The sequence below is a fragment of the Streptomyces sp. NPDC002499 genome (assembly GCF_053595415.1).
Genome location: NZ_JBSFXO010000011.1, coordinates 231114 through 248030 on the forward strand (window position 1 = coordinate 231114; position 16917 = coordinate 248030).

Consider the following 16917-nt stretch of genomic DNA (forward strand, 5'->3'; position numbering starts at 1 on the left):
CCTTCCCCGCCGTCCCGGGGGAGGGGGGCCGGAGCCACCCGCACGGCCTCTCCGGATCCGCCCCTCGTTTGATTGGCCTGCCCATGACCGACACCGCTCCCACGGCCATACCGCCGACCTCTCAAGTCACCCTGGCCGACGGCCGGGTGGAGATCGCCCCTGGTTCGCCGCAGCCCAGCGGCCCCTACGCCAACGAGGACCTGCTGCCGGTCCCGGTGGAGAAGCGCACCTGGACCACGTACAACTTCTCCGCCCTGTGGGTCGGCATGGCCCACAACACGGCCTCCTGGACCCTGGCCTCCGGTCTGATCGCCGTCGGCATGGACTGGAAGCAGGCGGTGTTCACCATCGCCCTGGCCAACCTGATCGTGCTCGTGCCCATGCTGCTCACCGGGCACGCGGGACCGAAGTACGGGATTCCCTTCCCGGTCTTCGCCCGTGCCTCCTTCGGGGTGCGGGGCGCCAACCTGCCCGCTGTCGTGCGGGCGTTGGTGGCCTGCGGCTGGTTCGGCATCCAGACCTGGATCGGCGGTGAGGCGATCTACTTCCTCGCCGGGAAGCTGATCGGCAACGGCTGGAGCGATGCCGGGAAGATCGGCGGGTACGCCTGGACGATGTGGCTGTCGTTCGCGATCTTCTGGGCGATCCAGGTCGCGATCATCTACCGGGGCATGGAGACGATCCGCCGCTTCGAGAACTGGGCGGCGCCGTTCGTCATCGTCGGCGCGGTCGTCATGCTGATCTGGATGAGCAACAAGGCGGGCGGTTTCGGCCCGTTGCTCGACCAGCCCTCCAAGCTCGGCTGGGGCGGCGACTTCTGGAAGCTGTTCTGGCCCTCGCTGATGGGCATGATCGGCTTCTGGTCCACGCTGTCGCTGAACATCCCCGACTTCACCCGCTACGGCAAGAGCCAGAAGGCGCAGACCTGGGGGCAGGCACTCGGCTTGCCCACGACCATGACGCTCTTCGCGCTGCTGTCGGTGATGGTCACCTCCGGTTCGCAGGCCGTGTACGGCGAAGCGGTCTGGGACCCGGTCCAGTTGGCCGCGAAGACCGACAACGTGGTGGGCCTGCTCTACGCGTTGGTGACCGTCCTGGTCGCGACCCTGTCCGTGAACATCGCGGCCAACCTGGTCTCCCCGGCCTTCGACTTCTCCAACATCGCGCCCCGGAAGATCAGTTTCCGGGCCGGCGCGCTCGTCACCTGTGTGCTCGGCGTGGTCATCTTCCCGTGGAAGCTGTACTCCGACCCGCAGGGCTACATCTTCACCTGGCTCGGTCTGGTCGGCGGTCTGCTCGGCACGGTCGCGGGCATCCTCATCGCCGACTACTGGATCCTGCGCCGCGGCAAGCTCGACCTGACCGACCTGTACCGCGCGGGCGGCCGCTACTGGTACGACGGCGGCTGGAACTGGCGGGCCGTGGTCGCCTTCGTGGTGGGCGGCGTACTCGCCATCGGCGGCGCCGACTTCCATCCGCTGATCGACGGCCGGCCCATCCCGGCCCTGTCCTCGCTCGCCGACTACGGCTGGGCCGTGGGTCTGGGCACGTCGATGCTGCTCTACGTGGTGCTGATGCTGCTGCGCGGAAAGGACCCGGAGCCGGCGGCGGAGACCGTCAAGGTCTGAGACCTCGGCAGGCGGAGGGGCGGTCCGGCTAGCTGGCCAGGCCGCCCTTCAGCGCGGTGACCGCCTCCTTGGCGGCCTTGATGGCGCCCTTGTTGATCTCGTCCGTGCTCGGGGCCTTCTTCGACTCGAAGTCGCTGCCGTTGTAGGTGACGACCACCAGCGCGTTGGACACCTGGGCCACCACCTCGCCCTCGCGCGTCTGCTGCTTGTCCTCGGTGGTCAGGTTCACCACCGAGTAGGCGGCGTCGCCGAGTCCGGGAACCGCGCCGCCGCCGCTGTTCTCCGTGAGCCGTTCCTTGTACGACTTCTGCGCCGCGGAATCGGATTCCATGATCTCGAAGGACACGTCGAGCCAGCGGTAGTCGAAGCCCTTGAGGGCGTTCCACGAGCAGGTCCGGCGGATCTTCGCGTCCGTGGACTTGATCTCCTTGCCGGCCGTCTTGGCGCCGGGCACCAGCGAGGTGATCGTCTTCTTGGCCAGGCTGCCGCAGGGCGCGGGGGAGGCCCCGTACGACTTGGACACCGCGGCCGTCGCGGGCGCGGACGGCGACTGCGTGCTCGTCTGCCCGCTCTCCTGCTTGTTCTGGGAGTCGGCGGACGACGTGGTGGCGAACGGCCCGGACGACAGGGCCCAGCCGGCCGCGGCCAGCACGACGACAGGGGAGATACGCGCCGTCAGAGCGAGCGGCAGAGGAAAATCGCGCACGGCACACTTTTCGGTGGGGGACGGTGTGCGGACGGGTCCGCACTGCGGACGGGGGCGCCAGTTTCACACGAGTCCCTGTGAGACGGAAGTGCCAACTCGCTCCGTACGCGGCCGATCACGCAGGCCTCACGGCTGACGGCCCCTCAGCGCGGGCGTTTCGCGGTGACCAGCCAGACATCTCCCCGTGGCCGCCCGCCGCCGGTGTCCGTCGTGTCGCCGCCCCACGCCGTCGCCACGGGGACGGGCCTGACCGTGATGTTCTCGTAGCTCCGCAGGATCTCGCGGATGCGGTCCGGGTCGGAGAGGGACCGCGGGCACACGAACGCCAGCCGCCCGCCCGGCAGCAACGTCCGCCACAGGTTCCCGAATCCGGCCACAGGGTCGGTGAAGAACATCACGGCGCCACGGCTCACGACGACGTCGTACCCGGCGCGCGGGAACGGATGGACTTCGGCATCCGCCTGCATGTATGCGGCATTTCGTATCTTTTCCTCGTCGGTGCGCTTACGCGCGCTGCGCAACAGCGGCGCATTCGTGTCGACGCCGACGACATGACCGCGGACGGCGAGCCGCGCGGCGATCCGGGTGGTGGCGCCGGTGCCGCAGCCGACGTCGAGGACACGGTCGGCGAGTTTGACGCCGGCGCCCGCGAACAGGGCGTCGTGCGCGCCGCTGCCGAGAGCGTCGTAACGCGCCTGTCGGACGGCGGTGGTTCGGGGTACTTCAGCTGTTTTGTTCATCAGGTCTCCCGGGCGATCGGCAGGGCGAGTGCGCTCTCGATGCGGTCCACGGCGGCGAACGCGCCGTACGCGACGAGGTGGACCAGGCAGTGGTCGGTGTGTTCCGGTCGCCGCCAGGCCGCCACGTCCGCGTCCGTGATGCGGTACGGCGCGAGCGCGGCCAGCAGCGCCAGGCGCGCGCCGGGACGCTCACGACGGTCGGGGATCCCGGGCAGGTCCAGCGGCGGATGCGAGCCGTCCCACCCGCGCACGGTCCGCCGTACGAGGGCCTGGTCGTCGGCGTCGAGCAGGCCCGCGCCCGCCAGCGCGGCCTCGCGCAGGGCGCCGTAGGCCGGACCGACCGCCGTGCCCGCCGCCCAGGACGGTCCAGGGGGTGGGGCGTCGAGCAGCGGGAGGGCCGCGCCCGGTACGGCGGTACGGCGTACGGTCCCGGCCAGCGAGCGGCCTGCCAGACTCCGGACCGGCCGCAGGCGCTCGGCGTTGCCCGGCAGCAGCCGCTCGGTCAGCAGCGCCGACACGATCCGGTTGATGAAGTGGAAGGCGAACGCCGTGCCCAGGTAGGCGGGCGCTTGCTCGCGCGGGAACGGGTACGGCGTCAGATCGGCGCCGGGCACGCGCGTGTGCTCTCCCCAGTGGAGCACACGCGCGTGCCCGTCGTTCTCCGGCCGTTCCCCGCGCGCCAGTTGCTCGGCGAGCGCGTGGTCGCCGGTGGCGTGCAGCAGGACGGTGTGCGCGGACACGCAGAACGGGCACCGGTTGGCACGGGACACCCCGTAGGCGGCCAGCTCCTTGCCGGTGCGGCTGCCCGCCCCGGCGATCAGGGACTCGCGCATCAACGCCCAAGCGGGGGCGAGGAGTTCGGGAGCCGAGGAGAGGACCACGAAGGTGGTCGCCTTGTCGATGCCGAAGTCGTGGGCGAGTTGCGCGTACACCTCGGCGACGCGTCCGGTCGCCGTCCTGGGCGCCGGTGGATCGGTGAAGCGGAAGGCTGTGGGCATGGCAGCAGCGTGCGCCCCGGGGGCGCCCCCGGTCGTCGTACGGCCGAAGGGTGTTCGCGGGACGCCGAGGGGGTGTGCCGGGGGCGCGGACTACTGCACCGGGAGTAGCCCCAGAGCCGTCCACAGGGCTGACGCCGGTGTCGGCGGTGCCGTCTACTGTGCGGACATGGGGAGTGGAAATCCGGTCGTACGCAGGAACCTCGCCGACGCGGCCCTCGCGGTCGTCGTCGGCGCGCTCGTCGTGACCACGGCCGCCTTCGACGCGGACACCGCGCCCGTCGACTACGCGCTCATCGCCCTGGCGTCGGCCGCCCTGGCGTTCTACCGCACGGCTCCGCGCGCGGTGCTCGCCGTCGCCACGGTCGCCGGCGGGGCGTACGTCGTGCACGCGCACCCGGGCCCGCTGGCCGCCCTGCCCGTTCTCGCCGCCGTGCACACCGCCTCCCGCGCGGGACACCGGGGCTACGCGGCGGGCGCGGGCGCGGCCTTCCTCGCGGCCTATGTCGCCACCGGTCCGACGACCGAGGAGGTGGCCGAGAAGGCGGCGCTGCTCGCGGGCTGGTTCCTGTGCGCCGTGGTCACCGGCCTCGCCGACCGCAACTGGCAGGCGTACCTGCGCCAGACGGAACAGCGCGCCCTGGAGGCGGAACGCACCCGGGAGGAGGCGGCGCTGCGCCGGGCGGGCGAGGAACGCCTGCGCATAGCACGGGAGTTGCACGACTCGCTCACCCACAGCATCTCCATCGTCAAGCTCCAGGCGGGCGTCGCCGTCCACCTGGCCCGCAAGCGCGGCGAGGAGGTGCCGCCCGCCCTGCTCGCCATCCAGGACGCGAGCGGCGAGGCCATGCGCGAACTCCGCGCCACGCTGGAGATCCTGCGCACCGACGAACCCACCGGCACGCCCGCGCTGTTGGTGGAGCGTGCCTGCGCCGCGGGCCTCGCCGTCGAACTCACGGTGACCGGCGAGGAACGGCCACTGGCGGCCACGGTCGACCGCGCCGTGTACCGCATCGTCCAGGAGGCGCTGACCAACGCGGCCCGGCACGCGGGCCCGGCCAAGGTGAACGTGCAACTCGCCTACGACAAGGCCGACTTGACGATACGCGTCGAGGACGACGGCGCCGCCGACCCGGGCCGCCCGCCGACGCCCGGCGTGGGCCTCACCGGCATGCGTGAGCGCGTCGCGGCCCTCGGCGGCACCCTGGACGCCGCCCCGCGCACGGAGGGCGGCTTCGCGGTGCGGGCCCGGCTGCCGTTGGGGGAGACGGGATGATCAGGGTCGCGCTGATCGACGACCAGGCGCTCATGCGGGCCGGTTTCCGGGCGCTGCTGGAGGCCGAGGACGCCGTCGAGGTGGTCGGCGAGGCGGCGGACGGCGCGCAGGGCCTGGCCCTCGTCCGTGCCGTCGTACCGGACATCGCGCTGATCGACGTACAGATGCCCGTGATGACGGGCATCGAGACGACCCGCCACATCGCCGCGGACCCCGCCCTCGCGGCCGTGCGCGTCGTGATGCTCACCAACTACGGCCTCGACGAGTACGTCTTCGAGGCCCTGCGCGCGGGCGCCAGCGGCTTCCTCCTCAAGGACACCGAACCGGCCGACCTGCTCCAGGCCATCGAGGTGGTGGCGCGCGGCGAGGCCCTGCTCTCCCCGGCCGTCACCCGCACCCTGATCGGCGAGTTCGTGTCCCGGCCGCCGGACCGGGCGACGGCGCCCGGCCTGGACTGTCTGACCCGCCGCGAACGCGAGGTGACGGCCCTGGCCGCGCGGGGCCTGACCAACGAGGAGATCGCCGCCCACATGGTCATCAGCCCCTTCACGGCGAAGACCCACATCAGCCGCGCGATGACCAAGCTCGGGGCGCGGGACCGGGCCCAACTGGTCGTGTTCGCCTACGAGTCGGGGCTGGTGGTCGCCCGCGGCGCATAACCCTTTGCGTACGGCGGCGGCAGCTCAGCACGCTGGTGCGATGACGGACACGACACGCGCACAGGACCCGACCGTCCAGGACCCCGCCGTCCGCGAGGAGATCCTCGCGTACTACGCCCGTGGCGAGGAGGACGGCCGCCTCAGGCAAGGCGGCGCCGGGCGACTGGAGTTCTGGCGCACGCAGGACGTGCTGCGCCGGGTCCTGCCCCCGGCTCCCGCGCGCGTGCTGGACGTCGGCGGCGGCAGCGGGGTGCACGCCGAGTGGCTCGCCCGGGACGGGTACGAGGTCCACCTGGTCGACCCCGTACCGCTGCACGTCGAGCAGGCCGCTCAACTGCCAGGCGTGACGGCCAGGTCCGGGGACGCGCGGTCGCTGCCGGTTGCCGATGCCCACTACGACGCGGTGCTGCTGCTCGGCCCGCTGTACCACCTGCCCGAACGGGCCGACCGGGTACGGGCGTTGGCCGAGGCGCACCGGGCGGTCCGTCCCGACGGGCCGGTGGTGGCGGCCACGATCAACCGGTTCGCGGGTCTGCACGACCTGCTCCACCGGGAGCTCTACTTCGACCCCGCGCAGCGCGCCCGCACCGACGCGGAGGGCGACCACGGCCGGCACGGACCCGAGAGCGGCCTGTTCACCACGGCCTACTTCGCCCAACCCACGGAAGTTCCCGGCGAGTTCACCGACGCGGTCCTCGTCCCGGAGGGGCAGTTCGGCCTGGAAGGCGTCGCCTGGCTGATGGGCGGCCTCGACGCGTGGCTCGACGACCCCGACCGCCGGGAGGCCGTCCTGGCGGCCACCCGGCGCATCGAGTCCGAGCCGACGTTGATCGGCACGAGCGGGCACGTGCTCACGGTGGGCAGACGGCGGTCGTGACGGACCGGTCCCGCACTGAGGGATCAGGCGGCCGTACCGCCCGCGTAGTCGCTCTTGAACGTCGTCTCGACGGTCGTGGCCACCGACTGGGCCACCCCCGTGCCCGTGAGGATGATCCCCAACTCCCGGTTGTTGGAGAGCGAGTTGCTGCTGATGTTCATGGAACCCGCCTCCACCTCCTGGGTGGACAGGCCGTAGTCGGCGACCATGGCCTTGGCGTGGATGTAGAACCCGTCCGGGTCGGAGTAGCCGACGACCGTGCCGCCCGCCGCCTCGATCGCGGCGACCTGGCTGGAGTAGCTCGACGGCGTCTCCAGGACCACCCGGACGGTCACGCCCGCCTTCACCCGCGCCACGATGGCGTTGACCACCGTGCTGTCGCTGAACTCCAACTCCTCGACGTCGAGCGTCTTGGTGGCGGCGTTGATCACGGACACCAGCCGGCTGCGCGAGTCCGTGGGGGACCAGAGCAGGTGGTCGCCGTCGGTCGGGGTGACCGAGGTCCCGGCGTAGTCCGCGTTGAACACCTTCTCGATCGCGGCGACATCACGGGTGTCGTCCGTGAACACTCCGTAGTCGCGGCCCGTGGAGTAGTACTGCGAGGTCAGATTGCCGGTCAGGACGAGCGACTTGGTGCCGTCCACCGTGATCGTCTTCTGGTGCGTGTAGACGAAACTCGACGGCGACCACACGACACCCACGCCCGCGTTCGTCAGGGCCGTGTACGCCGAACTGTTCGCTGACTGGTGCGCGCGGTCCAGGACCACCCGCACGGTGACGCCCTTGTTCTTGAGGGCTATCAGGTCGTCGACCGCGGTCGTGTCCTCCAGCTCGTACATGGTCATGTCGAGCGAGGAGGTCGCCGAGTCGATGAAGTCGTAGATGGTGGGCTGGCTGCCGCTCTGCGAGAAGGCGAACGCGGTGTAGCTCGCGGCACTGGCGGGGACGGAGGTGGCGAGCACGGCGGCGCCGGCCGCCAGGGCGACACCCGCGCGCACGAGTACCTTCCTCAACATGTGTGACTCCTGGTCGAGTTGACGCCCGCCTGGGGGGGGGCGTGGGCGCGTGCATGACACCACGCGCGTAGAACGACGAGGAAGGGAAGTCCGGTGAACTCGGGATCACCGAGCCTCCCGCCAATCGGACAAAGGGGACTTCGCGCAGGTGGGAGGCGGTTCATGGGATGCCCGCGAGTTCGCAAAACCTTCGTAGAACGCCCGAGTGGGCATAGCCTGCTGCAAGATCCGGAGCGCTGATCGGGCCGACGAGCGGACCGGCGGTCGGACCGACCGAGGCGCGCGACCAGCGAGAGGTGAGAGATGCCGTTCACCACCCGGCCGACCCTGCAAGGCACCTTCGGCATGGTGTCCTCGACCCACTGGCTGGCCTCGCAGTCGGCGATGGCCGTCCTGGAGGACGGCGGCAACGCCTACGACGCCGCCGTGGCGGGGGCGTTCGTCCTGCATGTCGTCGAACCGCATCTGAACGGCCCCGCCGGTGAGGTGCCGATCCTGCTCGCCCCGGCGGACGGCGAGGTGCGCGTGCTGTGCGGCCAGGGTGTCGCCCCGGCCGGAGCGACGGTCGCGCACTACAAGGGGCTCGGCCTCGATCTCGTCCCCGGCACCGGACCGCTCGCCGCCGCCGTGCCCGGCGCCTTCGACGCCTGGATGCTCCTCCTGCGCGACCACGGCACCAAGTCCCTTGCCCAGGTGCTCAAGTACGCCATCGGGTACGCCGAGGACGGCCACGCGCCCGTGGAGAACATCGGCGCCACCGTCGAGGCGGTCAGGGAACTCTTCGAGACGGAGTGGACGTCCTCCGCCGAGGTCTACCTGCCGGGCGGAAAGGCTCCGCGCCCCGGCGAACTGCTGCGCAACCCCGCCCTCGCCGCCACGTGGAAGCGCCTGCTCGACGAGGTCGCCGGGGCCGGGGACCGGATCGCCCAGATCGAGGCCGCGCGCGAGGTGTGGCGCTCCGGCTTCATCGCCGAGGCTTTGATACGGCAGTCCGGGCGCCCCACGATGGACACCAGCGGCGAGCGCCACACCGGCACCCTCACGGCCGCCGACCTCGCCGGCTGGTCCGCGACCTACGAGGCGCCGGCGACGTACGACTGGCACGGCTGGACCCTGTGCAAGGCCGGGCCCTGGAGCCAGGGTCCGGTCCTGCTCCAGCAACTCGCCCTGCTCCCGACGGAGTTGTCCGAGCTGCCGCCGTACGGCTCCGCCGACTACGTCCACCTGCTGATCGAGGGCTGCAAGCTCGCCATGGCCGACCGGGAGGCCTGGTACGGGGACGCGGACGGCGCGGAGCAGGTGCCGCTCGGCGAGCTGCTGTCCGCCGACTACAACGCGGCCCGGCGCCGGCTCGTCGACGACAAGGCCTCGTACGAACTGCGGCCCGGGAGTCCGGGTGGGCGGGCTCCGCGACTCAGCACGCACGCGTGCGTGGTCGCCGTCGACGATCCCGGCTTCGATCCGATGGGGGCCGGGGAGCCCACGGTGGCGATGGCACCCGGCGAGTCCGAGGTCGGGGCCGACGGTGCCACCCGGGGCGACACCTGCCATCTCGATGTCGTCGACCGCTGGGGCAACATGATCGCGGCCACCCCGAGCGGCGGCTGGCTCCAGTCCAACCCCGTCGTGCCCGAACTGGGCTTTCCGCTCGGCACCCGGCTCCAGATGACCTGGCTTGAGGAGGGCCTGCCGAACTCCCTCACCCCGGGCCGCCGCCCCCGTACCACCCTCACGCCGTCCATCGCCCTGCGCGACGGCGTCCCGGTCCTGGCCTTCGGTACGCCCGGGGGAGACCAGCAGGACCAGTGGCAGCTGCACTTCTTCCTGGCCGTCGCCCTGCGCGCACCGGTGCGCGGCGGCCTCGACCTCCAGGGTGCGATCGACGCCCCGAACTGGCACAACGACAGCTTCCCCGGGTCGTTCTACCCGCGCGGGATGCGGCCGGGGAGCGTGACCGTGGAGTCCCGTACGGACCCGGAGGTCGTCGCGGAGCTGCGGCGGCGCGGGCACGACGTGACCGTCGGCGACGCCTGGTCGGAGGGACGGCTGTGCGCGGTCGCGCGGGATCCGGGGACCGGGATCCTGTCGGCAGGGGCCAACCCGCGGGGGATGCAGGGGTATGCGGTGGGGCGCTGACGGGGCGCCTTCTGTGTGGGGAGCGCCGAGAGTGCCGGGCGTGCCGGGATTTCATGCCGATTCCACCCGGAGTGCACCGGGCGGGTGGGGATTGTCAGTGGCGCGTGCTCTCATGGAGGCATGATCGAAGACACGGAAACCATCGAAGAGTTTCTCGCACAGCACTCGGCCGACGTCGAGCAGGCGGTCCGTGAGGCCGTCGCGAAGGAGATCACTCCCCGCTTCCGCCGGCTCGCCGCGCACGAGGTCGACGAGAAGGCAGGACCGCACGACCTCGTGACGGACGCCGACCGCCTGGCCGAGAAGTACCTGACGGGGGCGCTGAGCGCCCTGCTGCCGGGTTCCGTCGTGGTCGGCGAGGAGGCCGTGCACGCCAACCCGGCGACGTACGAGGCGATACAGGGCGAGGCGCCGGTCTGGATAGTCGACCCGGTCGACGGGACCCGCCAGTTCGTGCACGGCGACCCCGGATTCTCCACGCTGGTCGCCCTCGCGCACCACGGAGTCCTGCTCGCCTCCTGGACCTACGCCCCGGCCCTCGACCTGCTCGCCACGGCCGTGAAGGGCCAAGGCGCCTACCTCAACGGCGAGCGGCTCCACGCCGGCCCGCCCACCGCCGGCCGTGACCTCGAAGTGGCCACCTCCCACCCGGACTACACGACCGACGAACAGAAGCGCGCCCTGCTGGGCCTGTGGACCGAGGGCGTCGCACCGCGCGCGTGCGGCTCGGCGGGACTGGAGTATCTCGCCATCGCCCGCGGCGAGTTGGACGCGACGGCATTCTCCTGGGAGGCCGCCTGGGACCACGCGGCGGGCATCCTGCTGGTCGAGGAGGCGGGCGGCACCCACCTCACGATCACCGGGGAGCCGTTCCGCGTCACGGGCGGCAACGCCCTGCCGTTCACCACGGCCCGCGACGCCGCCACGGCGCGCCGGATCGTGGGACTGCTGTCGGGCACCGCCTGACCGGGAGGACCGAGGAGACCAAGGAGGTCGGGGACGGTCGGGGGGCGCCGTCGGGGGCACGCCATCTCCCGATGACCGCCCCAATGTGCAGCACCCATGGCCCATGGGTGTCAGTGCCCCGTCATATCCTGACCCCGCAGGCCATCGGCTGACGAAGGGGTCCGAAGGTGCCGTCGATGCTCGATGTGGTCGTGGTGGGAGCGGGGCCCAACGGGCTGACCGCGGCCGTGGAGCTGGCCCGTCGCGGCTTCTCCGTGGCGGTCTTCGAGGCCCGTGACACCGTGGGCGGGGGAGCCCGTACGGAAGAGCTCACCCTTCCCGGCTTCCGCCACGACCCCTGCTCCGCCGCCCACCCGCTCGGAATCAGCTCCCCGGCGTTCCGCGCGCTGCCCCTGGAGCGGTACGGCCTGGAGTGGCTCCAGCCCGAGCTGCCCATGGCGCACCCCTTCACCGACGGCACCGCCGCCGTGCTGTCCCGGTCGGTCGCCGAGACGGCCGCATCCTTCGGGCCCCGGGACGCGGGACCGTACCGCAGGCTCGTCGAGCCCTTCCTCCCCAAGTGGGACACCCTGGTACGCGACTTCATGTCGCTGCCGCTCACTTCACTCCCGCGCGACCCGGTGACCCTCGCCCGCTTCGGCCTCGTCGGTCTCCCCCCGTCCACCTGGCTGACCCGCCGCTTCCACGACGAGCGGGCCAAGACCCTCTTCGCGGGTCTCGTCGCCCACGTCATGGCCCCCCTCTCCGGCTTCGCCACCGGCGCCATCGGCCTGGTCTTCGCCCTCGCCGCGCACACACACGGCTGGCCGGTCGCCCGCGGCGGCTCGCAGTCCATCTCCGACGCGCTCACCGCCTACCTCAAGGACCTCGGCGGCACGGTCCACACCGACTACGAGGTCAAGCGCCTCGACGACCTGCCGCCCGCCCGCGCGTACGTCTTCGACACCTCGCCGACCGCCCTGGCCCGCATCGCGGGCTTCGGCCGCTACTACGAGGGCTACCGGTACGGCCCCGGCGTCTTCAAGGTCGACTACGCGCTGGACGGCCCGGTGCCGTGGACCGCCGAGCAGGCCCGCGTCGCCGGCACCGTACAGATCGGCGCCGACAGCGCCGAGATCGGCATCGCCCTGCGGGCGGCCTCCCGGGAGGGCCGGGCGCCCGACCGACCGTTCCTGATCACGGTGCAGCCCGGCGTCGTCGACCCCGGCCGCGCACCCGAGGGCAAGCAGGTCTTCTGGGCGTACGGACATGTCCCGAGCGGCTGGACCGGCGACCTCACGGACGCGATGGAACGCCAACTGGAGCGCTTCGCCCCGGGGTTCCGCGACCGCGTCCTCGCCCGCGCGATCGCCGGACCACCCGAACTCGCCGCGCGCAACGCCAACTACGTCGGCGGCGACATCGGCTCCGGCGCGGTCTCCGGCCTCCAGACCCTGCTGCGCCCCAAGCTCTCCCTGTCGCCGTACACCACCCCGCACCCCGCCGTCTTCATCTGCTCCTCGGCCACGCCGCCGGGGCCCGGGGTGCACGGCATGTCGGGACACAACGCGGCGAAGGCGGTCTGGCGCAGGCTGCGCGAGCAGTCCTGACCTGTTCTGGAGGTGCCCGTATGACCCCCACCATCACCCTCGTCCAGGGCGACATCACGCGCGAGAGCGTCGACGCGATCGTCAACGCGGCCAACTCCTCCCTGCTCGGTGGCGGAGGAGTCGACGGCGCGATCCACCGCCGTGGCGGCCCCGCGATCCTTGGGGAGTGCCGCAGGCTGCGCGCCTCCCTCTACGGCAAGGGCCTGGCCACCGGCCGCGCCGTCGCCACCACGGCAGGCGACCTGGACGCCCGCTGGGTGATCCACACGGTCGGCCCGGTGCACAGCACGAGCGAGGACCGCTCGGCCCAACTGGCCTCCTGCTACCGGGAGTCGCTGCGGATCGCCGACGAACTGGGCGCGCGTACGGTCGCGTTCCCGGCGATCTCCACCGGCATCTTCGGCTGGCCGATGGACGACGGCGCCCGGATCGCGGTGGAGACGGTCAGGGCAACGGACACCGCGGTCGAGGAGGTCAGGTTCGTCCTCTTCGACCGGCCGGCCCACGAGGTGTTCGCGGCGCAACTGGACCGGCCGACACCGAAGTTCGGTCCGTGAAGGGGAATGGTCGTATGCCGCTGGTCGAAGTGAACGGCGTGGGTCTCTACCGCGAAGTCGTGGGCGACGGCGACCCGTTGGTCCTGGTGCACGGCTCCTGGGACGACCACTACGCATGGCTGCGCGTCCGCGACGCGTTCGCGGAGCGGTTCCGGGTCCTGGTCTACGACCGCCGCGGGCACAGCCGCAGCGAACGCCCGCCCGGGCAGGGCACCCGCTTCGAGGACGAGGAGGACCTGGCCGCGCTGATCACGACGCTCGGGTCCGGGCCGGCGTACGTGGCGGCCAACTCCTTCGGCGCGTCCACCGCACTCGGCCTGGCCGCCCGACGCCCCGAACTCTTCCGGGGTCTCACCGTGCACGAGCCGCCGCTCCTGGACGTCGTCGCCGACGATCCCGTACCGCTGCCGATGATCACGTCGGTCCGGCAGGAACTGGCCGCCGTCATCGACCACTTGCGGGCGGGCGAGGACCTGGAGGGAGCGCGCCGGTTCATGGACGGGATCGCGCTGGGCCCGGGGGAGTGGGACAAGCTCCCCGACAAGGCTCGCGACACCGTGGTCGCCAACGCCCCCACCTTCCTGGACGAGCACGGCGACCCGGCATGGGCCGCCCTCGATCTCGACCGCCTCGCGGGCCGGGCCGTTCCCCTCCTGGTCACGCACGGCACGACCAGCCCCGCATGGCTGCACCCGATCGCGGCCCGGCTGACCGAGGCGCTGCCGCAGGCCCGGGCCCACGTCTTCGAGGGTTCCGGGCACGTCCCTCATGTGACGAGTCCGGAGGAGTACGTGGATGTCGTGACCGGCTTCGTGGAGGAGATCCGGCGGGCGGGCTGACGTAGGCGTGGGCTGTGGCGGATGACCTGGGCTTCTTCGGGTCGTCGGCGCTGGTGGAGCGCCTCTCCCGTTCACCCGTTCGGCGTAGTCGGGATGGCGGCCCCCTGCCGTCGGCCGAAGGCTCGATCCCAGTGACAGCGGGGGCCTCAGAAGGGACCAGCACCCATGAGCCAGCAGGCAGCGCACCCGACCGGCAGGCCCGCCGGCACCCCGTCCGCCCCGCGTTCCGCGCACCCCGGAGGGGGCGGTGACGGCTGGGCGTCCGGCGGTGTCGTCTTCGCCGGCGTGCTGATGCTGTGCAACGGTGTCCTGGCCGTTCTGGAGGGCATCGCGGCGATCGCCAAGGACGACGTCTACGGCCGGGTCGGCAGCTACGTCTACGAGCTCAACCTCACCGGCTGGGGCTGGATCCACGTCATCCTCGGCGCGCTGGTCGCCGTGACCGGCTGGGGCGTGCTCAGGGGCGAGTCCTGGGCCCGGCTCACGGGCATCTTCCTGGCCTCGCTGAGCCTGGTCGCGCAGTTCCTGTTCCTGCCGTACTCGCCGCTGTGGTCGCTGATCATGATGGCCATCGACGTGTTCGTCATCTGGGCGCTGGCCTCGCAGCAGGAGACGGCGGGCCGCAAGCCGGTGTGACGTGGGTCGCGGGGGTGGCCGACGGGTGAGGTCGGCGGATGGGCGGGGCGCGGACAAATGAAGTCGGCGGACGGGCGGGGTCGGCCGGTGATCCGAGGTGCCCCAGGGCACGTAAGGCTGATGTCGGATTCTCGCCAGCCCCGCCCCCGCGCATCGCCGATGCTGGACGCATGCAGAACGGGATGCACACCGACCGAGAGCGCTGCGTACGCGCCGTCCAGTCCAAGGACGCGCGCTTCGACGGCTGGTTCTTCACGGCGGTCCTGACGACCCGGATCTACTGCCGGGCCAGTTGCCCCGTGGTCCCGCCCAAGCCCGAGAACATGGTCTTCTACCCCAGCGCGGCGGCCTGCCAGCAGGCCGGGTTCCGGGCCTGCAAGCGGTGCCGGCCCGACACCAGCCCCGGTTCCCCGGAGTGGAACCAGCGCGCAGACCTCGTCGCCCGCGCGATGCGGCTGATCGCCGACGGTGTCGTGGACCGCGACGGCGTCCCCGGCCTCGCCGCCCGCCTCGGCTACAGCACCCGGCAGGTCGAACGCCAACTGCTCGCCGAGCTCGGCGCCGGACCGCTCGCGCTCGCGCGGGCCCAACGCGCCCAGACCGCACGCCTGTTGATCGAGACGACCCCGCTCCCGATGGCGGAGCTCGCGTTCGCGGCCGGCTTCTCCTCGATCCGCACCTTCAACGACACCGTGCGCGAGGTCTTCGCCCTCTCGCCGACCGAACTGCGCAACCGCCGCCCGAAGAGGGCCACGGCGGCCCTCACGCCCGGCGTGCTGACACTCCGGCTCCCCTTCCGGGCCCCGCTCAACCCCGACAACCTCTTCGGCCACCTCGCGGCGACCGCCGTACCCGGGGTGGAGGAGTGGCGGGACGGCTCCTACCGCCGCACGCTCCGCCTCCCGTACGGCCACGGCATCGCCGCGCTCACCCCGGCCGCCGACCACATCGCCTGCCGCCTCACCCTCAGCGACCTGCGCGACCTCACCGTCGCCATCAGCCGCTGCCGCCGCATGCTCGACCTCGACGCCGATCCGGTCGCCATCGACGACCAGCTGCGCACGGACCCGCTGCTCGCCCCGCTGGTCGACAAGGCGCCCGGCCGACGCGTCCCGCGCACGGTCGACGAGGCGGAGTTCGCCGTACGCGCCGTACTGGGCCAGCAGGTCTCCACCGCCGCCGCCCGGACCCACGCGGCCCGCCTGGTCACCGCGCACGGCGACCCGGTGGAGGACCCCGAGGGCGGCCTCACCCACCTGTTCCCGACCCCCGAGGCACTGGCCGCGCTCGACCCCGAGTCCCTGGCGATGCCCCGCACCCGCCGCACCACTTTCACCACGCTCGTAGGCCAACTGGCCGACGGCACACTCCACTTGGGCCCGGAGAGCGACTGGCCCGAGACCCGGACGGCCCTCCTCTCCCTCCCCGGCTTCGGCCCCTGGACGGCCGACGTCATCGCGATGCGCGCCCTCGGCGACCCCGACGCCTTCCTCGCCACCGACCTCGGAATCCGGCGCGCCGCCCAGGAGTTGGGCCTCCCGTCCACACCGTCGGCCCTCACGGCCCGAGCGGCCGCCTGGCGCCCCTGGCGGGCGTACGCGACCCAGTACCTGTGGGCGACCGACAGCCACCCGATCAACTTCCTCCCGGTATAAGCGCTTTCGTAGATGTAAGGGCATGCGCAGAAAATGAAGCAGCACACCGTCATCCCCAGCCCCTACGGCCCCCTCACCCTCGTCGCCGACGACGGTGTCCTGTGCGGCCTCTACATGACCGAACATCGCCACCGCCCGCCCGAGGAGACCTTCGGCTCGCGCGACGACGCGGTTTTCGGTGCGGCGGAGGAGCAGCTGGAGGCCTATTTCGCGGGCGAGTTGAAGGAGTTCACCCTCGACCTGAAGCTGACCGGCACCCCGTTCCAGCGCAGTGTCTGGGACCAACTCGCCCTGATCCCCTACGGGGAGACCCGCTCGTACGGTGACCTGGCCGAAGCCCTGGGCAACCCGGGCGCCTCGCGCGCGGTCGGCCTGGCCAACGGCAAGAACCCCATCAGCATCATCGTCCCCTGCCACCGGGTCATCGGCGCGAGCGGCAGCCTGACGGGTTACGGCGGCGGGTTGGACCGCAAGCAGCGACTGCTGGCGTTCGAGGGCGGGTTGGAGAGCGGAACGACTCTGTTCTAGCCGCTCCGCTCCCAAAACGCCTTTGCCTGCAGTCGAGTTGCGCGGTAGTGATCACGTGCGGCATCCACTCCGCCGGCCAAGTTATGGGCACCACGATCGCCGCCGACGACAAGG

General features: G+C 71.9%; 16 protein-coding genes. 12 read left to right on the forward strand and 4 right to left on the reverse strand.

Features of this window, described 5'->3' with window-relative positions; all coding sequences use genetic code 11:
* The first annotated feature begins 83 nt into the window (after positions 1-83).
* Complete coding sequence (locus ACWD5F_RS30635) at positions 84-1628, forward strand: NCS1 family nucleobase:cation symporter-1 (protein ID WP_451259255.1); 1545 nt, start codon at positions 84-86, stop codon at positions 1626-1628.
* Positions 1629-1656: 28 nt separating this feature from the next.
* Here the strand turns inward: ACWD5F_RS30635 and ACWD5F_RS30640 are convergent, their stop codons facing one another.
* From ACWD5F_RS30640 to ACWD5F_RS30650, 3 genes are all read right to left on the reverse strand, one after another.
* Positions 1657-2334: a hypothetical protein gene (locus tag ACWD5F_RS30640; RefSeq protein ID WP_451259257.1), complete on the reverse strand. Its 678-nt coding sequence runs from the start codon at positions 2332-2334 to the stop codon at positions 1657-1659.
* Between the two features lie 143 nt (positions 2335-2477).
* Positions 2478-3074: a class I SAM-dependent methyltransferase gene (locus ACWD5F_RS30645; protein ID WP_451259259.1), complete on the reverse strand. Its 597-nt coding sequence runs from the start codon at positions 3072-3074 to the stop codon at positions 2478-2480.
* Positions 3074-4072, reverse strand: a complete 999-nt coding sequence (locus ACWD5F_RS30650) for a carboxymuconolactone decarboxylase family protein (RefSeq protein WP_451259261.1) — start codon at positions 4070-4072, stop codon at positions 3074-3076. Before ACWD5F_RS30650 ends, ACWD5F_RS30645 begins: the two co-directional genes overlap by 1 nt.
* Positions 4073-4238: 166 nt before the next feature.
* Between ACWD5F_RS30650 and ACWD5F_RS30655 the strand changes: the two genes are divergently transcribed.
* The 3 genes from ACWD5F_RS30655 to ACWD5F_RS30665 are packed head-to-tail and all read left to right on the forward strand — an operon-like array spanning position 4239 to position 6881.
* Positions 4239-5345, forward strand: coding sequence for a sensor histidine kinase (locus ACWD5F_RS30655; protein ID WP_451259263.1), 1107 nt, complete (start codon positions 4239-4241; stop codon positions 5343-5345).
* Complete coding sequence (locus tag ACWD5F_RS30660; RefSeq protein ID WP_124001709.1) at positions 5342-6004, forward strand: response regulator; 663 nt, start codon at positions 5342-5344, stop codon at positions 6002-6004. The genes ACWD5F_RS30655 and ACWD5F_RS30660 overlap by 4 nt, the downstream gene beginning before the upstream one ends.
* A 40-nt stretch (positions 6005-6044) precedes the next feature.
* Positions 6045-6881: a class I SAM-dependent methyltransferase gene (locus tag ACWD5F_RS30665; protein WP_451259265.1), complete on the forward strand. Its 837-nt coding sequence runs from the start codon at positions 6045-6047 to the stop codon at positions 6879-6881.
* Between the two features lie 23 nt (positions 6882-6904).
* Here the strand turns inward: ACWD5F_RS30665 and ACWD5F_RS30670 are convergent, their stop codons facing one another.
* Positions 6905-7897 carry a phospholipase D-like domain-containing protein gene (locus ACWD5F_RS30670; RefSeq protein WP_451259267.1) on the reverse strand — a complete coding sequence of 331 codons (993 nt, stop codon included), beginning with the start codon at positions 7895-7897 and terminating at the stop codon, positions 6905-6907.
* Between the two features lie 303 nt (positions 7898-8200).
* Here ACWD5F_RS30670 and ACWD5F_RS30675 point away from each other — a divergent pair, with 303 nt between their 5' ends.
* The 8 genes from ACWD5F_RS30675 (at position 8201) to ACWD5F_RS30710 (ending at position 16803) form a co-directional block, all read left to right on the forward strand.
* A complete protein-coding gene (locus ACWD5F_RS30675; RefSeq protein ID WP_451259269.1) occupies positions 8201-10033 on the forward strand; it encodes a gamma-glutamyltransferase family protein in 1833 nt (610 codons plus the stop codon).
* Between the two features lie 120 nt (positions 10034-10153).
* Entirely contained in the window at positions 10154-10999 is an 846-nt protein-coding gene (locus ACWD5F_RS30680; protein WP_451259271.1) for an inositol monophosphatase family protein, read from the forward strand.
* Between the two features lie 176 nt (positions 11000-11175).
* The gene (locus ACWD5F_RS30685; RefSeq protein ID WP_451259273.1) at positions 11176-12588 is read left to right on the forward strand and encodes a phytoene desaturase family protein; all 1413 of its coding nucleotides are present in this window, start codon (positions 11176-11178) and stop codon (positions 12586-12588) included.
* Positions 12589-12608: 20 nt separating this feature from the next.
* Positions 12609-13145 carry an O-acetyl-ADP-ribose deacetylase gene (locus ACWD5F_RS30690; protein ID WP_451259275.1) on the forward strand — a complete coding sequence of 179 codons (537 nt, stop codon included), beginning with the start codon at positions 12609-12611 and terminating at the stop codon, positions 13143-13145.
* Between the two features lie 14 nt (positions 13146-13159).
* Positions 13160-13984, forward strand: a complete 825-nt coding sequence (locus ACWD5F_RS30695) for an alpha/beta fold hydrolase (protein WP_451259277.1) — start codon at positions 13160-13162, stop codon at positions 13982-13984.
* Between the two features lie 165 nt (positions 13985-14149).
* The gene (locus ACWD5F_RS30700) at positions 14150-14620 is read left to right on the forward strand and encodes a DUF7144 family membrane protein (RefSeq protein WP_451259279.1); all 471 of its coding nucleotides are present in this window, start codon (positions 14150-14152) and stop codon (positions 14618-14620) included.
* Between the two features lie 170 nt (positions 14621-14790).
* Positions 14791-16275 carry an AlkA N-terminal domain-containing protein gene (locus ACWD5F_RS30705; protein WP_451259281.1) on the forward strand — a complete coding sequence of 495 codons (1485 nt, stop codon included), beginning with the start codon at positions 14791-14793 and terminating at the stop codon, positions 16273-16275.
* Positions 16276-16308: 33 nt separating this feature from the next.
* Positions 16309-16803, forward strand: coding sequence for a methylated-DNA--[protein]-cysteine S-methyltransferase (locus ACWD5F_RS30710; protein ID WP_451259283.1), 495 nt, complete (start codon positions 16309-16311; stop codon positions 16801-16803).
* The last annotated feature ends 114 nt before the right edge of the window (positions 16804-16917 follow it).

Bases quoted from the DNA above. Each gene is read 5' to 3' on its own strand.
- ACWD5F_RS30635 (WP_451259255.1), top strand. From the start codon at position 84: ATGACCGACACCGCTCCCACGGCCATACCGCCGACCTCTCAAGTCACC.
- ACWD5F_RS30645 (WP_451259259.1), bottom strand. From the start codon at position 3,074: ATGAACAAAACAGCTGAAGTACCCCGAACCACCGCCGTCCGACAGGCG.
- ACWD5F_RS30650 (WP_451259261.1), bottom strand. From the start codon at position 4,072: ATGCCCACAGCCTTCCGCTTCACCGATCCACCGGCGCCCAGGACGGCG.
- ACWD5F_RS30655 (WP_451259263.1), top strand. From the start codon at position 4,239: ATGGGGAGTGGAAATCCGGTCGTACGCAGGAACCTCGCCGACGCGGCC.
- ACWD5F_RS30660 (WP_124001709.1), top strand. From the start codon at position 5,342: ATGATCAGGGTCGCGCTGATCGACGACCAGGCGCTCATGCGGGCCGGT.
- ACWD5F_RS30665 (WP_451259265.1), top strand. From the start codon at position 6,045: ATGACGGACACGACACGCGCACAGGACCCGACCGTCCAGGACCCCGCC.
- ACWD5F_RS30670 (WP_451259267.1), bottom strand. From the start codon at position 7,897: ATGTTGAGGAAGGTACTCGTGCGCGCGGGTGTCGCCCTGGCGGCCGGC.
- ACWD5F_RS30675 (WP_451259269.1), top strand. From the start codon at position 8,201: ATGCCGTTCACCACCCGGCCGACCCTGCAAGGCACCTTCGGCATGGTG.
- ACWD5F_RS30680 (WP_451259271.1), top strand. From the start codon at position 10,154: ATGATCGAAGACACGGAAACCATCGAAGAGTTTCTCGCACAGCACTCG.
- ACWD5F_RS30685 (WP_451259273.1), top strand. From the start codon at position 11,176: ATGCTCGATGTGGTCGTGGTGGGAGCGGGGCCCAACGGGCTGACCGCG.
- ACWD5F_RS30690 (WP_451259275.1), top strand. From the start codon at position 12,609: ATGACCCCCACCATCACCCTCGTCCAGGGCGACATCACGCGCGAGAGC.
- ACWD5F_RS30695 (WP_451259277.1), top strand. From the start codon at position 13,160: ATGCCGCTGGTCGAAGTGAACGGCGTGGGTCTCTACCGCGAAGTCGTG.
- ACWD5F_RS30700 (WP_451259279.1), top strand. From the start codon at position 14,150: ATGAGCCAGCAGGCAGCGCACCCGACCGGCAGGCCCGCCGGCACCCCG.
- ACWD5F_RS30705 (WP_451259281.1), top strand. From the start codon at position 14,791: ATGCAGAACGGGATGCACACCGACCGAGAGCGCTGCGTACGCGCCGTC.
- ACWD5F_RS30710 (WP_451259283.1), top strand. From the start codon at position 16,309: ATGAAGCAGCACACCGTCATCCCCAGCCCCTACGGCCCCCTCACCCTC.